Origin of the sequence: Pseudoalteromonas luteoviolacea NCIMB 1944, assembly GCF_001625565.1 — a bacterium.
GTDB lineage: Bacteria > Pseudomonadota > Gammaproteobacteria > Enterobacterales > Alteromonadaceae > Pseudoalteromonas > Pseudoalteromonas luteoviolacea_F.
The window spans coordinates 168,825-182,831 of the sequence record NZ_AUXS01000016.1 but is presented as its reverse complement, the minus strand read 5'-3'; the positions used below and the strand labels follow the sequence as shown (position 1 = coordinate 182,831).

The 14,007-nt window shown below is 40.5% G+C and carries 12 protein-coding genes; 7 read left to right on the top strand and 5 right to left on the bottom strand.

The window, feature by feature from the left end:
• Positions 1 to 269 precede the first annotated feature (269 nt).
• Positions 270 to 656, top strand: a complete 387-nt coding sequence (locus N483_RS05730) for a VOC family protein (protein WP_023402012.1) — start codon at positions 270 to 272, stop codon at positions 654 to 656.
• Positions 657 to 755: 99 nt separating this feature from the next.
• On the opposite strand, the gene N483_RS05725 is transcribed toward N483_RS05730, so the two are convergent.
• The gene (locus N483_RS05725; RefSeq protein WP_036977333.1) at positions 756 to 956 is read right to left on the bottom strand and encodes a hypothetical protein; all 201 of its coding nucleotides are present in this window, start codon (positions 954 to 956) and stop codon (positions 756 to 758) included.
• A 662-nt stretch (positions 957 to 1,618) separates the two neighbouring features.
• Here N483_RS05725 and N483_RS05720 point away from each other — a divergent pair.
• Together N483_RS05720 and N483_RS05715 are read left to right on the top strand one after the other, a co-directional pair.
• Positions 1,619 to 2,998, top strand: coding sequence for a hypothetical protein (locus tag N483_RS05720; protein ID WP_023402014.1), 1,380 nt, complete (start codon positions 1,619 to 1,621; stop codon positions 2,996 to 2,998).
• Between the two features lie 412 nt (positions 2,999 to 3,410).
• A complete protein-coding gene (locus N483_RS05715; RefSeq protein ID WP_231105427.1) occupies positions 3,411 to 3,698 on the top strand; it encodes a 2OG-Fe(II) oxygenase in 288 nt (95 codons plus the stop codon).
• 10 nt (positions 3,699 to 3,708) lie between these two features.
• On the opposite strand, the gene N483_RS05710 is transcribed toward N483_RS05715, so the two are convergent.
• Together N483_RS05710 and N483_RS05705 are read right to left on the bottom strand one after the other, a co-directional pair.
• Positions 3,709 to 4,911, bottom strand: coding sequence for a restriction endonuclease (locus tag N483_RS05710; RefSeq protein WP_023402016.1), 1,203 nt, complete (start codon positions 4,909 to 4,911; stop codon positions 3,709 to 3,711).
• Positions 4,912 to 4,994: 83 nt separating this feature from the next.
• Positions 4,995 to 5,870: a LysR family transcriptional regulator gene (locus N483_RS05705; protein ID WP_023402017.1), complete on the bottom strand. Its 876-nt coding sequence runs from the start codon at positions 5,868 to 5,870 to the stop codon at positions 4,995 to 4,997.
• A gap of 146 nt (positions 5,871 to 6,016) precedes the next feature.
• Here N483_RS05705 and N483_RS05700 point away from each other — a divergent pair, with 146 nt between their 5' ends.
• A complete protein-coding gene (locus tag N483_RS05700; protein ID WP_023402018.1) occupies positions 6,017 to 6,691 on the top strand; it encodes a type 1 glutamine amidotransferase domain-containing protein in 675 nt (224 codons plus the stop codon).
• A 35-nt stretch (positions 6,692 to 6,726) separates the two neighbouring features.
• Positions 6,727 to 7,332 (top strand): glutathione S-transferase family protein, encoded by a 606-nt coding sequence (locus N483_RS05695; RefSeq protein ID WP_036977335.1) that lies wholly within the window; start codon positions 6,727 to 6,729, stop codon positions 7,330 to 7,332.
• 56 nt (positions 7,333 to 7,388) lie between these two features.
• On the opposite strand, the gene N483_RS05690 is transcribed toward N483_RS05695, so the two are convergent.
• Positions 7,389 to 9,893 carry a M1 family aminopeptidase gene (locus N483_RS05690; RefSeq protein WP_023402020.1) on the bottom strand — a complete coding sequence of 835 codons (2,505 nt, stop codon included), beginning with the start codon at positions 9,891 to 9,893 and terminating at the stop codon, positions 7,389 to 7,391.
• A 242-nt stretch (positions 9,894 to 10,135) separates the two neighbouring features.
• Here N483_RS05690 and N483_RS05685 point away from each other — a divergent pair, with 242 nt between their 5' ends.
• Positions 10,136 to 10,954: a substrate-binding periplasmic protein gene (locus N483_RS05685; RefSeq protein ID WP_023402021.1), complete on the top strand. Its 819-nt coding sequence runs from the start codon at positions 10,136 to 10,138 to the stop codon at positions 10,952 to 10,954.
• Positions 10,955 to 11,055: 101 nt separating this feature from the next.
• Positions 11,056 to 12,384, top strand: a complete 1,329-nt coding sequence (locus N483_RS05680; RefSeq protein ID WP_023402022.1) for a hypothetical protein — start codon at positions 11,056 to 11,058, stop codon at positions 12,382 to 12,384.
• Between the two features lie 360 nt (positions 12,385 to 12,744).
• Here N483_RS05680 and N483_RS05675 read toward each other — a convergent pair whose 3' ends face one another.
• The gene (locus tag N483_RS05675) at positions 12,745 to 14,001 is read right to left on the bottom strand and encodes an amidohydrolase family protein (RefSeq protein ID WP_023402023.1); all 1,257 of its coding nucleotides are present in this window, start codon (positions 13,999 to 14,001) and stop codon (positions 12,745 to 12,747) included.
• Positions 14,002 to 14,007 lie beyond the last annotated feature (6 nt).

The following is a 14,007-nucleotide window of genomic DNA, read 5'->3' as shown; positions in this document are numbered from 1 at the left end:
TGTTTTTTTACTCTCTTTATCCATCCTTTCATATTTTTATTGTTAAGTATATAGCTCGGTCTTCCTTTGTTTTTTTCGGTTTTAAGGTTTTTAAGTTTATGTTGTTAAGGTGTTTTTCTTCTTTTTTTGTGTCATTTTTTGTTTTTATGTGTATTAAAAGATTTATAATAAACAAGGAACCAGCTGTTACTTCAGCGAGGTCTATTTTTTGCTATCATATCCATGATAGCGTAACACTAACTATAAACTTTCATGAGGTGGTAGATAATATGTTAAAGGGCTTTCATCACGTGGCGGTTATATGCTCAGATTATAAAAAATCCAAAGCGTTTTACACCGAAGTACTTGGTTTTACTATAGTTGCTGAAAACTATCGACAGGAAAGGGATTCGTATAAACTTGACTTAGTACTGGAAGATGGCAGTCAAATTGAGCTGTTTTCTTTCCCTGAACCGCCTGAGCGACCAAGTAGGCCTGAAGCTGCTGGGCTTCGCCATCTCGCATTTAAAGTAGTCGATATTGAAGCCACAATTTTAGCTCTGAATGAACAGGGGGTGTCTACTGAGCCTGTTAGGGTGGATGAATATACCGGTAATAAGTTTACTTTTTTCCAAGATCCGGATGGATTGCCACTAGAGCTCTATGAAGTGACCTAGTGACAAGAACATTATTGGCTTAGTGTGATTTAACTGACCATATAACCGAAAGGGGAGAGCGGCTTGTATTCACTGAAGCTAACGCCATGCTTTAGGTGATCACAATGCTCTTGCGAACATCGCCCAGAACATGACTCTAACATGAGAGTGTGCGACTATATCAAACTCTTCCTCTCTGCCTTCACGGTATTTTTTGGCCATCTGCTGATATGCAAAGTCAATGATTTCATTAGTGTATCCGGCATACCAGCTAAAAGGTGACTCCCCTTTAAAGTGTTTTGCAAAGTCTGCGTTTTGCAACCCTTGGCGAATAAAATTTTGTACATCAATAATATAGTCTCTGACAAACTCAACATCGGCTTTGTATCCTAAATTGCTATGGCCTCTACATTACAAACCAAACCTCATTGCCCAATTTTTATCGCTAATATATCTAGTTCACCTTTCATATATTCAATGGGCGCCGGCAAAGATATGCTTCAGCATTTGATATGACGGTGTCAATGGTCATAACTGAAGAGAATATTAAGATTGATCTTTTTATTTATGGAATGATTTTATTATTTTAATTTTATACATAAATAGTGTGGAATTTTTTATTTCTTAAGTTGTTTTTGTGAGTGTTGCTTCTGTTTTTTTAATCATATACTCAGTGTTGATGTCGGATTTTTTCTATTGTGATTTTTATAATTGTCTTTAGTTTTTATCTATATGGCAGGGTTGTTCGTGGATGGTTGTAAAGTGCTTTTTTATGAATCTTAAGGGGGTTAAGGTGAAATCAATATGTTTCTATATACTTAGTTAGGATTTTTATTTTCCTTTTTTTGTAAGTTTTGATTTTTGCATCAATAAACATTTCTTTAATGTTTATTTTAAATAAATTTAAATTTACCGGTTTTTTACGCGTCGTTGTGGTGAGTGTTTTATGCTCAGTTTATAAATTTAATTCGTAAGGACAACGTATGAATAAAACAAAAGCTTTATCATTAATCGCATTATCTTTTCTATCTCAATCGGCATACTCCAGTACAATAGAGGGTTATCCACTTAGCACCATTGATTATAATCAGGGTATGGTTTGGTGGGACCGTGAACCGTTCCCTAGGTGGTATGCTCCAAATATATCTGTGTCAGAAAATGAGAAATATAGAGTACAAAACTCAGACCGACTTGATTTATCGTATAGTACCAACGACGTATGTCCTGAAATGCGTGGTACATGGTGTTATGATGTTAGTAAGATAAAGGCACATATCGTAAAATCGAAAGATGGCGTTTTTGATAAGCCAGTATATTTTGTCAAAGGGCTAAATACGACGGTAGATGGAATTACCGCCAGTGAAAATGAATTTAGTAAATACTGGAGTGATTATAGGCTAAGAGATGTGTTTAAACCTCTTCTCAATGAAGGGCGAGATATAGTTTTTCTTGACTATGCAAATATTAGTGATGACCTAATGGTCGAGAATGCTCAATTAATCCACTTTATTGAAACTAAGCTAAAACAAGGGAATTATCAAAGCACAATGGTGGGATACAGCTATGGAGGAGTGCTCGCTAAGCAAGCATTGAATCTGTTTGAATCAACAGGCTTTAATCATCAGTTTTTTAATTACATTTCAATAGATGCCCCCCATAAAGGTGCAAACATTCCTTATACTATTACCGAAACAATTGGCCGAATTAAAGGGCGCCTTGAAGATGCCAGAGGTTGTTCTTGGTCAAGTTCATGTAAACGAGCAAGAGACAATGCGCGCAGAATGTATAGTAGTTTGACAGAGGGAATAGCCGCTAAGCTGCTGATAACAGGGAAAGACAGCAATCAATATTTTAGAAACTTAAGAAGCGAAGGGTACCCGTCTACTTATAATGTTGCATTTTCAAATGGGAGTTATACAGGTACTCGAGCAAGTTTACCACTCAATGCGCAGATGGCTAGGTTTGAAGTGAATTACTCTGTATATGGTGATACCTATTATACATTGAAATCTATGGATATTCGCAGTAAATATAAAGCTGGACACTATTATATCTCACACCTGTTTGATGATGCACCAGGTTCATATTCTGTGACAGGTGGTTTGTTAAAGCAGTTTTTTGATGGGAACGGAAATATTCGCCGTGTAACCAATAATTTGTTAGCAAGCAACAAAGCGCCAACGTTCATTACGACAGCCAGTGCACTTGATTTGAATAGCAATGATTTATTCTCGCCATTTAATCCAAACTCAGCGTCAACACCTTTTAACAAAGTTTATGCTGTAAATGGTGCTAACTTAAGCCACACTAACTTTAGCTATCATAAAAACAATCTTATAAAAGAAATTAGAAAGGCAAACTAATAGAGTGTTTTAATGGATGTGGAGTGGTGTGATATGCCACTCCGTATTGCTTTTTAAAACGGTATATTTAGTGTGGCACCTTTAATGATACATGTACTTAAATTTCCTTATCCACTAAATTTTAATCTAAATCTCTTAATTGTTGAGGAAATGAATAGGAATCAATCGGAACTCTATTCTTATTTTATATGATGTATGTATTGTAAAAGCGTCTAGAAGTAACTTATTCGATGATGATATGCTTCTATGCGTAAAAGGTTAGAAGCTGACATTCTTATTTAACTCCCTTTCTCTTTTTTACTTAAATTTCTCTGTTATTTCCTGTACTTTGGACTCAGTGTTATAGGAGAAAAAATTGCTTAATCAGTTATTTAAATGGCAAGTAGGGCGACAAAAGTCCGGGTATCATAAAATGCTCCTGATGGGGGCATATTGGCCTATTAAGTTTGATGTTTATCTTTTGAGGTTCCCACAAGGGTGTGAAGTACCAGAGCATACAGATAAGGTCAATAAAGGACGTCACTACCGGCTTAATATAGTGCTGAAAAAAGCCCAAAAAGGAGGCGAGTTTATATGTCATTCGCCCATTTTTGAGTCTGAACGAATCAAACTTTTTCGTCCTGATCTGTGTGTACACGCCGTTTCCAAAGTAGAGCAGGGTGAGCGCCTTTTACTCAGCATTGGTTGGGTACGGCGATAAATAAGCCTATTTATTCCTGATAGGTCCAAGCGTGTAGATCTAAGTATCCTGCCATTTCTAGCTCGTCGATTGATTTTTTATCTTCAGACATAATGCGTTCGATTCTTTTAATAAGAGCGGGGAGCGCATATTTCCAGCGTATCTCTTTGGGAAGCTCGCTGACCACTTTGCACATATGATTACCGTAGTGTTTGTAAAAAGATACTTCCTTTTCCATCAATTTTTCATAGTCAGGGTAAGGAATATTAATGGCAATATCACTTTGTGCGACGCTGTGTTCAATAAATGGGCCTGCTAATTTCTCTGGTGATGGTGGCCTAAGCCTAATTTTTTGATCTGTCTGCTTTATCTCACTTGATAACAACCTCGACTCAATAAGCGCTTTAAATACCACGGCCGCTTGCAAGTCAGATTCATCGCGCTCAAATAAATAGAATCGTAGCGTATCATGTGAAAATATAAACTTGATAGTAGATTGAATATCCGCTTCACGATTGCCCATGACACGTAATTTACGTCGTATTTTGAGCTTTTTTTGGCGTATTTCCGCGTTAGTTTCAGTTTGATACTGGAGCCTAGATAGCTTTTGTTTTAATTTTTTTGACTCATCTTGCGCTATAGCGATACGGCCATTTGGGTGATCTTTCAAATCTTCGACGGCTTCATTTGCTGATAGTATCCATTCTTTTCCGGTTGATCTAAGCAGCCCATTTTTGGTGCCCCAACTGGCCAATAGAGGTGTGTGCTCTGTACCATTAGACGCGAGCGGAAAATGTTTCGCCGCGACTTCAGGGCACATAGACACTTTTCGGACGATTTCGGACCAAAATAAGACAATGACACTAAATGATTTGGTTTGCTTATTGTATTGGCGTATAAATTTTTCGATTTTAGCGTCCGCTGGTGCAGTCGTGAGGATATAGTATTCTTTTAAAGCGGGTTCAAATGTTTCTGCCGCCGCAATTTCTTTTTTTACTTCTTTTTCAGTTAAACGGCTAACAGGCCATTTAGACTTTTTCTTGCATTGCAATCCAACAGGGTAGATCCCACCGCGTGCTGAGACTATATCAACCCCTTGTTGAGCTTGTCCCGCACGGCCATGTCGAACTAAATTCGGTGCATTCCACATATACTCAAAAAGATCTGCACAGAGTTCTTCAAACTGCTCCCAAGAGCGAGGAGGTGGGAATTCATAATTAACTAAATTGCTCATAGGTGTACCGTATTTTGTGTTGAATTAGGCAATAATCCGAAAACGTAAGTATATAACTTTAAAGCATTATCAGACTCTTTAACTTAATAATGCTCAAAGTACTTGAGCAAGAATTCTATTGCAAGCCGCGTTCTGAGGGGCTGAAATTGACGGTTCTGATAGACTATCCAGCTGGTGGCACCAGAACTCCAAAAAGGCGCCAGTACAGGTGTGAGGGTGTGCTCTGATAGCGCACTATCAAATGTGCGCTGAGGCATGTAAGCAATGCCTAACCCTGCTACACAGGCAGACACTACCACGTTGGCATTATTGCTGCGCCAATTGCCCTTCACTTTTATTGTGTGTTTAGTGCCGTCAATCTGAAATACCCAGTTATCGTTGTTGGCGATTACGCAGTTGTGTTGTTTTAACTGCAAGGGGTGAGTAGGGGTGCCATATTCTTTTAAATAGGCAGGGCTGGCCACTGCCATCATTGAACGGCTCACCAGTTTACGTGCGATCAGATTTGAGTCATTGAGTTCACCATAGCGAATAGCGAAATCTATACCATCTTCAACAAAGTTAACCATGCGACTATTAAAATCAATGTCGATAGATAGCTCGGGGTGCAGTTTCGCAAACTCCATAAGGGCTGGCGCAATATAGTTTTCGGCAAATCCACCTGCTGCGCTTACTCTGAGTGTGCCACTGAGGTTAAATTGTTGCTGTGCTAATTGCTCGTTTGCTTGCTGTAAGCCTGTGATCAACTGTTTGCTTTGTTGATAGTAAAATGTCCCGTTTTCTGTGAGGTTTATCTGCCTTGTTGTACGTGCAAATAAACTACACCCAACTCGTTGCTCTAATCGAGCAACTTGCCGACTGATATGACTTGTACTGCAATTGAGCACTTTAGCCGCAGAGGAAAACCCGCCGCTTTCTGCAACTGCGACAAATTCAAAGATACCCTCAAAACTATCCATTTGGACTCCACTTTTTACCACGTATTCATGAGTGTCTACTATTATTGCTAATTAGCAAAAGTGTTTAACCAATTTAACTAATTATCATTTATTCAGAAAAAATATAAAGTACTTATCGAGATAACAAAAGCTAAAGGTCAATTGAGATGAAAAAAGTTTTGATCCCTGTAACAAATCACCCAACATTAGGTAGCACAGATCAGCCAAATGGCACCTATGCACCTGAGTTGACACATGTTGTCGCTATTCTAAATGCTCACAATATCGGCTTTGATATCGCTTCCCTCTCAGGTGGCAAAGCGCCACTGTATGGTACTGATATCGAAGATGACCAAGTTAACACTGACGTACTCTCAAATCCTGATTTCATGGATAAAGTTAATAATACGTTGGTCATCTCTAAACTCGATATTGAATCCTATGACGCTATTTTTTATCCCGGTGGTTTTGGTTTACTAAACGATCTCGCCGAAGATAAGGTGATGGCTTCTTTAGCTGCCACGCATTATGAAAATGGCGGCATCATAGCTGCGGTATGTCATGGGCCTGCCGCGCTCTTACCGATCACTTTGAGTTCTGGTGAGTTATTGCTAGCAGATAAAAAAGTCACGTCTTTTACCCGAGAAGAAGAAGTGGACTTTGGCACTATTGAAGACATTCCTTTTTTACTTGAAGAATCTTTAACGCGAAAGGCTGCCCAGTTTAACAAAGTGCAACCTTGGCAGAGTTTCGTAATCGAAGATGACAGGCTGATCACTGGGCAAAACCCAGCCAGTGCGCATGCTGTTGGTGAGTTACTAGTGAGTAAAATCGCACGCTAGGTTAGTGTATGTCGAAATTGATAGGGAATTAATTAATGATAACCGTTCACCATTTGAATGCATCCCGTTCAACGCGCGTTATTTGGTTATTAGAGGAGCTGGCTATGCCATATCATGTGGTACAACATCTGCGTGATGAAACCACTAAACTGGCACCTACTAGTCTTGGCAAGATCCACCCTCTGAATAAGGCACCGATAATAGAGCACAACGGCCATATAATTTGCGAGTCTGGCGCTATATTGGAGTATATCCTTGACCAAGGTAAAAACGATCTACGCCCAGATAAACAAAGCAGTGATTATTATGCCTATTTGGAGTGGATGCATTTTGCCGAAGGGTCGTTGGCGCTGCCTGTGATCACCCATTTACTTATGCAAATGGAAACTCGCTCTGGAGATGCGCCCTTAGATGGATATATTACCAAAGAGCTTAATTTAGATTTGAGCTATATCGATTCAATTCTAGCGCAGCGCACTTATTTCGCTGGCGCTATGTTTAGCGCGGCAGATATCATGATGACGATATCTTTAGAGATAGCGGGCAGTTTAGGACTGTTGGAAAATAGGCCCAATATCCAATCATATCTTGCTCGCATTCAGGACCGAACTGCCTATAAAAAAGCACGTGAGTTTGGCTAGGTATTTTGGCGAGATATAAAGTAAATAAAAGAGCTGGTCCCAGCTCTTTTTAGGGTTTAGCTTGCAGCAGAGATACTTTTGCTGATCTTTTGCGATCTTTGCGTACATTGATCAATATTATCTTTCACGATGTCTAGTTTCCCTTTGATCCCCTCGATGTGTTGCCAGTCGAGAAATAACTGTTCAACAGCGTGCTTTTGAGTGCTTGAGCAGGCCAATAAAAAGTTATACGGAAACCATTGCAGAGCAGATTGAGCAACCCGTTTAAAAATTTCTGATTCACGCTTTTTTATTTGTTTTGCACTGGCTAGCCTAAGCGCAGGGTTAAAGATTGGGTACTGAAAACGATAATCTATCACCATACCTTGCGTGGCATCACTGAGTAACAGGTTATAATAGAGTGCAACGTTCTCTTCACTACTCACATAGCCAAGTGCCGAGAGCATATCGTCTTTGACTGGGCTGGCTACCTGCTTAAACTGTTTTATCAACTGCTGATACTCTGACTTGGTCGCACTATTTGCCAAAACGGATACCATATCTGAAAAGTATGCATGTGATTGACTGTGTGGTTTTCTATAATGGTGCAATGCAGCTGCAATGGCTTTGGGGCTGTTTAAATATAGACCGAATAGTCTAAGAGTATCCCCTCCATGTGGTTGGGCGAGAATATCTGACCAATCGAGTTTATGTTTTATGTGCTTTTTTAAGTAGTTGGCGAGATTTTCCTGGCTATCTAGTTGTGCGTGTTCCAAAAATGCATCAAGCAGTTTACCAATAAGTTCATTCGCGTCAGAGGAGCTAATATCGAGTTGGTTTAACTCTTTCACAATACCTTGGATATAATCCATATAATTTATGTATCCGGTTATGGCAAGAGCTTGTTGATTGTCCCTAAAGGACGCCAGTTCAGAGGCGCTCAATTTTGAAAATGGGAATGCATCGAGACCGGTGTTATCCACATAGCGAAAATATCCGACGCCACCAGCGTCGATGAATATTGCTTTCGTTTGGGGTGAGATAGGCAGAGTTCCCTGACTACCTTCTAGTGTGAGTTTGCGCTCAGTCATGTTACTTCCATCCCAAAGTTTGATGGTCAGTGGGACTGTCCAAAATTGACTTTGTCTGTTTAACAAATCTTGCTGCTCAAACACCAAATGTTGTTTGTTTTTAGACACAGAAATAAGAGGGAAGCCTGTACTTTGGGTAAAACTGGCAATAAAGCGTTGTAAATGACGTACTTTAAACAATTCAGAAAACTGTGTTGTACTGACATTACCGCCAGCAAAGGAATGTACATATTGCTGAATATGTTTTTGAAAAGCAGACTCACCAGTGGCCTGTTCGAGCATTTCTAGGATTGCTCTGCCCTTAGTGTAATGCAATTGCCCATATGCCAATGTGTCTTCGCGGTTTTTCACATCAAATATCAGCGGTAAAGCGTGGCTGTTGTCATCATAAAACGCTCTAGCTTGAGGTATATAGGTACAAGCGGCGTCATCAGGGTAAAGTGATTCGGTCACTTTCGCTGCGATAAACTCGGTGAACGATTCATTGAGCCAGTAATCATCGTACCAAGCCATAGTTATGTCATTGCCAAACCAGCTATGTGCTACTTCGTGGGCAAGCAATTTTTTAAATTGGCAATGTTCATGGATTGATGCGTTTGGCTGTGGAATTTGATTTTCATTCAAAGATATTAAACCTAAGTTTTCCATTGCTGCGACACTACCGAAGTTACCGATAACAAAATCCAATCGTTTAAATGGAAAGGGCTTTGCTAAATAGAGTTCAATAAAGGAGAGAGAGCCTTCGATTGTACTGCTGAAGTAATCAGGTAAGGATATTTGATTGTCAGCTGGGCTATATACCTTGGTATTGAAACGGGTGTCAGAAAAGGTGTGGGTTTCAAACTTTCCAACGGCCAATGTAAGAATGTCTGTGTTCATACGAGGTGTGGTTGAAAACTCCGAAACTTTTAGGTTGTCTCTGAATTTGACCGACTTTACGTTTGTATTGTGCAGTACTGAATAGGTCTTGGGTGCAGTGATGTGAAAAGTAAATTGTGTCTTTTTGTCTGGCTCATCAAGCGTTGGGAATACCCTGCGGGCTTCCATGGATTGGAATTGGGATATCAAATAATTGTTGCCTTGGTTACCTTTAACCTGAAAAAGCCCTTCAACATGTTGGGAATACTGCGCGCTATAGACAATATGTAATTGTGCTGAGTTTTCCACAATTAGAGGTAATGCATGCTCAATAATTTCATATCGATTGGGGGAAGTGACAGGGAGTGACCAGTGTTTACCTTGATAAATAAGCTGTACTTCTTTGATGTTTAAATTTTTACTGTGATAAGCCAGTACTTGGCTGGGCTTTTCTAACTTAAACTCAAGCGTTGTAGAACCTATAAGTGTAACCTTATTAGGGTCCAATTCTAAATGAACGGTTTGTTGTTGCAGTGATAAATACGATGGCAAGCGGTGCTCTGCGGCGCACGCTTTACCTAACCATAAACTCAGGCACAAGACGATTGCTAAACCAGTTGGCGTAAAACTCATATGATTCCCGTTGAGGTTTATTTTTATTCGGGCCTTCCAAATAATAAATAAGGAAGTGTGTTTGTCAGCATAATACAGAGTCTATATGCAGCTGCACATAATATCTTGTTTTTAATTGAGAACATGGCCCCAAATATGCTAGGTAAAAAAGGTGAAATTGCAGTAATACGGCCATATTTGTTTTGTCAGATGTTTCGAACTTAACTAAGCTCAATAGGAGAGAGATTTTTAAAGGCGGCAAAATGGCCCTGTTGTTGCGAGCATGTATCCTGATAGGTTTGTTTTTTGGACATGCTTGTCATGCTGCTAAAACCGTGTCTGTAATAACCCTTCCAGATTATCCCCCATTTGGCTTTTTAGATCAGGGGGACACACATGTAGCGCGCGTCGAACCAGGTGAAGATAGCCCCAATTTTCAAGGGTTTGCGTGGGACGTTGTGCGCGAGAGCTTTCACGAGATGGGCTATACAGTTGAACTTTGGGTTGTACCTTGGGCGAGGGCATTAACGTACCTTGAGAGTGGGCGAGTTGATTTAATTTTTCCCGTTAGCATTAGCGAAGAGCGCCTAAAAATTTATAAGTACTCTAAAGAGTATGTAAATACCGTCTATTACCGTGTTTATGTTTTAAAGGAACAGTCATTTGTATGGAGTTCATTGGATACTTTGAATGGAAAAACCATTGCACAAATGCGCGGGTTTAATTATGGCGCGCAATGGGAAGCGGCGACTGGTATAAAAAAGTATGATGTTGGCAAAATCATACAAGGGTTTGAAATGCTTAAGAGTAATCGGGTCCATGGTTTTGCTGGGTATGAAGGCATATGGGACATTGTACTACAACGGCATAACCTTGAAGCCGAATTCACCAAATTACCTATGTTCGACAGCAACAAAGAGTTTATTGCTGCTTATTATGCCAACCCAATGGCAAAAAAATTATTGAGCCAATTTGATCTAGGCCGCCAGCGGATCTCAAAAAATGGCACCTTAAAACAAATTAAACAGAAATGGTCTGGCGTTTTGACGGACCCCAGTGAGTCGATTGAGGACAGCAACTGATCCCCCTAAAATTTTGATTTAGCGCAATTAATCTTGTTACCAATCTTAAGCTCTGAGCTTGCCTGCCGATACCAAGGAATGACTGGATTATAAGGATAATTATGAAAGTAACTTCGAACAGCCAGATGGCTGTTTATTCACTCGCGCATACTCCCAAGCAATCTTGGCGGCCTTCAAATGAGGGGGCGGCAAGCCTTGATAAGGTTTCGCTCTCGCCAGAGTCAAAAAAAATGCATCCACTGCTGAGCACATCTAAACGTCTTGCGAATTCGGCTGATCTCATCGGGGCTGCTAAAGTCAATGGAGATGGGGAGCTTATTGGTTATAGCAAACTCAACTCACCAGCACAGGTCAATGCGTTTATGGCAGTATTTGAGAGCGTGTCTATGGAACACCAAGATAAATTGCGTTATATACCTGTTGATGAATCATTTTTAGATCTCACTGATAAGCTTACAACGCAACAAATCGAAACGGTAATTGATAGCGCGTTTTCACTTCATAAAGACCAAGTGCTAAATCAAAATTATATGCCAGAGCAAATTATTGACTACGTACATGGATTGGCGGCGTTATCTGATGACAAACTTAAAACAACGCTTGGTTTGACCAAGCAATTACTTGATATTGGTGAGCAAGAGTTACTTGAAAGGTCAGTGAACAAGCGCTATCCGCCGGGGACTATGTGGGGCACAACTGAGAATAAGCGGTTGTATAAGCCTGATTATGAACACCCCACAGAAGGTTTTGTGACCGATGACCAAGTTGGTGCACAAATGGTTAAGCGTTTAACTGAAGCTGCACAGCAGCTAACTACAGATGAATTAACTATGCTGGGCCAAAACATAGAGGGGCGCAGCTACCTAGCTACTCGCGGCATACTCGATATGGCCGCACTCTCTTCTAAGCATGACAAAGGTGCTTTTATTAATCTACTTAATGAACCGAGTGAGCAGACAGACGCACTCTTTGAGCTGTTTGGGGCGCAATCGGACAAACTGGAATTTACGTCTTTTTATCATGCGAGTAAAAACCAAGATAGTGAGGACAAGCACCTTGTTAAGCTTTATTACGCCTATAATACGGACTCTGATGAACAGCGCCAGAGCATGATGGCGGATATTTTAGCTTTGCATAAAACCCACGGTGCTGATTTTCTTAATGACGCTGCACAGTTATTGCGTGATGTTGATGCATCTGACAGAGCTGATGTTTGGCAGCAGTGGATTAAGGTGAATGACGATACCGGAAAGACGACGATTGATAACCTTGCAGAGCACATTGAGGCAAATAAAGATAACTCAGCGGTGAAGCAACAGCAGCTTCGAGATGAAATACGTGAAAGCTTCAAGTGGCATTTTGAGACTGGTTTTGATTCCGAGTTAAGGGAGATTGAGCTTTCTAGGAAATCTGGGAGTGAGCAGGCGTAGCATAGCGTTGTAAAGACGTAACAAGTGTAGTGGCTCATACCTGCTCTTACAATTTAGGTGAACAGGCTTAGACTTTACCTTACAGGCAGATGTGAGCGGCCCAGGATAGTCGATAAAACAAATAGTAATAGGTGCAGCCCAATCCCATAATAACCGTTTCGACACCGCAACCGAAAATAGTACAAGTTGCCAAAAAATAAGCTTAAAAAGTATAAGAATAATGTAAGGTGAGAGGCTTAAGTCCTCTCACGGTGGTAGTTGCTTGTGGTGAATCGTTTGTTGCAAATTGAAGGTTTTATGGTTCTGGTGTCTTTGTAATCCGCTAATGTAATCAAGAACGACAAGTCTGTCTTTGTCAGCTTAGTTAACGGAATACCCGATACGACCGTTTATTATGACGGTGTCGATTTTCTCTATATCACTAATATTGTCCCACGGATAGCCATTTATTATGAGGATATCGGCAAGTTTTCCCTGTTCAATGGTTCCAAGTTGCTTTGACTTTTTAAGGGCAATTGCGCCATTTCTTGTCGCGGCGATAACGGCTTGAGTATCACTTAAACCAGCATCAACTAAACGTTTTAATTCCATATGATAACTGTATTGACCATGTACTTTTACCGGTGAGTCAGTGCCAACTCCTAACATGACATCAGATTGTGCCAAGTGTGGGATGTTTAAGTGACCCTTTGGCTCTCGGGCGAGCGTGGGAACATAAGTCACTTGATTGTTTGTAACAGCATCAAGAGTTTCTTGGCGAATGATGTTTCCATGTCGAATACCGTGTTCAACACTTGTCACCCCAGTGTTAATTGCTTCGATTGTTTCGTTTTGACCACCAGTGTGCGCCGCGACCCAAAGGCCATTCTTTTCTGCAAGCGAGGTGATAGTAGCCAGTGTTTCCCGAGACATTCGAGGCATTTCAATATCATTAACGCTGTCGGTGTGACCTTGATAAACAACCTTAATACCGTCAATCCCTTGTGACATTAACTGTTCGATTTGTGTCGTGATCTGCTCTGGTGAATCTGACTGAAAAGTCATTTGTTTTAGTACCCAGGCTGGCATGTCTTTACGTTGAGTGGGGTGACCACCTGCAACGGTAAAAATTGGGCCCGCGACAAATAATCGAGGACCAGCTAATTTATCTTGAGACAATGATTTTTTTAAATCAAAGATGGCTGGCGCTATGTCTCCTAGCGAGCGATAACTGGTTACGCCAGCTTGGATTAGGTCTTGTCTAACACTGGGTAAAAAGCGAAGTTGAGCCCAAATTGTATTTAGCATGTTGTCATGTTTGGATTGCTCTTTCCCCCCAAAGAAGTGGCCATGCAAATCAATTAGACCAGGCATAATTGACTTTCCCGTGGCGTCAATTATCAAAGTTTTTTCCGTAACATTACAACTTTCTCCAAGACAAGCGATTTTACCATCAGTTACTAATATTCCCGGGTTGCTTGTTGCAAATTCAGAGGTGGCGTCAAATAAAGTGCCGCCTTGTATCCACATATTTTGTTGCGGTTTTTCCCAAGTGTACAGGTCGTGTTTATACGCTAGCACCAACGCTAAACCAGAAATAATTAAAAATACTAACAGATATGCAAAGAACTTTTTCATAACTTT

Coding starts and splice junctions, on each gene's coding strand:
- N483_RS05705 (WP_023402017.1), bottom strand. CDS start 5,870: ATGGATAGTTTTGAGGGTATCTTTGAATTTGTCGCAGTTGCAGAAAGC.
- N483_RS05690 (WP_023402020.1), bottom strand. CDS start 9,893: ATGAGTTTTACGCCAACTGGTTTAGCAATCGTCTTGTGCCTGAGTTTA.
- N483_RS05720 (WP_023402014.1), top strand. CDS start 1,619: ATGAATAAAACAAAAGCTTTATCATTAATCGCATTATCTTTTCTATCT.
- N483_RS05730 (WP_023402012.1), top strand. CDS start 270: ATGTTAAAGGGCTTTCATCACGTGGCGGTTATATGCTCAGATTATAAA.
- N483_RS05710 (WP_023402016.1), bottom strand. CDS start 4,911: ATGAGCAATTTAGTTAATTATGAATTCCCACCTCCTCGCTCTTGGGAG.
- N483_RS05715 (WP_231105427.1), top strand. CDS start 3,411: ATGCTCCTGATGGGGGCATATTGGCCTATTAAGTTTGATGTTTATCTT.
- N483_RS05680 (WP_023402022.1), top strand. CDS start 11,056: ATGAAAGTAACTTCGAACAGCCAGATGGCTGTTTATTCACTCGCGCAT.
- N483_RS05675 (WP_023402023.1), bottom strand. CDS start 14,001: ATGAAAAAGTTCTTTGCATATCTGTTAGTATTTTTAATTATTTCTGGT.
- N483_RS05685 (WP_023402021.1), top strand. CDS start 10,136: ATGGCCCTGTTGTTGCGAGCATGTATCCTGATAGGTTTGTTTTTTGGA.
- N483_RS05700 (WP_023402018.1), top strand. CDS start 6,017: ATGAAAAAAGTTTTGATCCCTGTAACAAATCACCCAACATTAGGTAGC.
- N483_RS05695 (WP_036977335.1), top strand. CDS start 6,727: ATGATAACCGTTCACCATTTGAATGCATCCCGTTCAACGCGCGTTATT.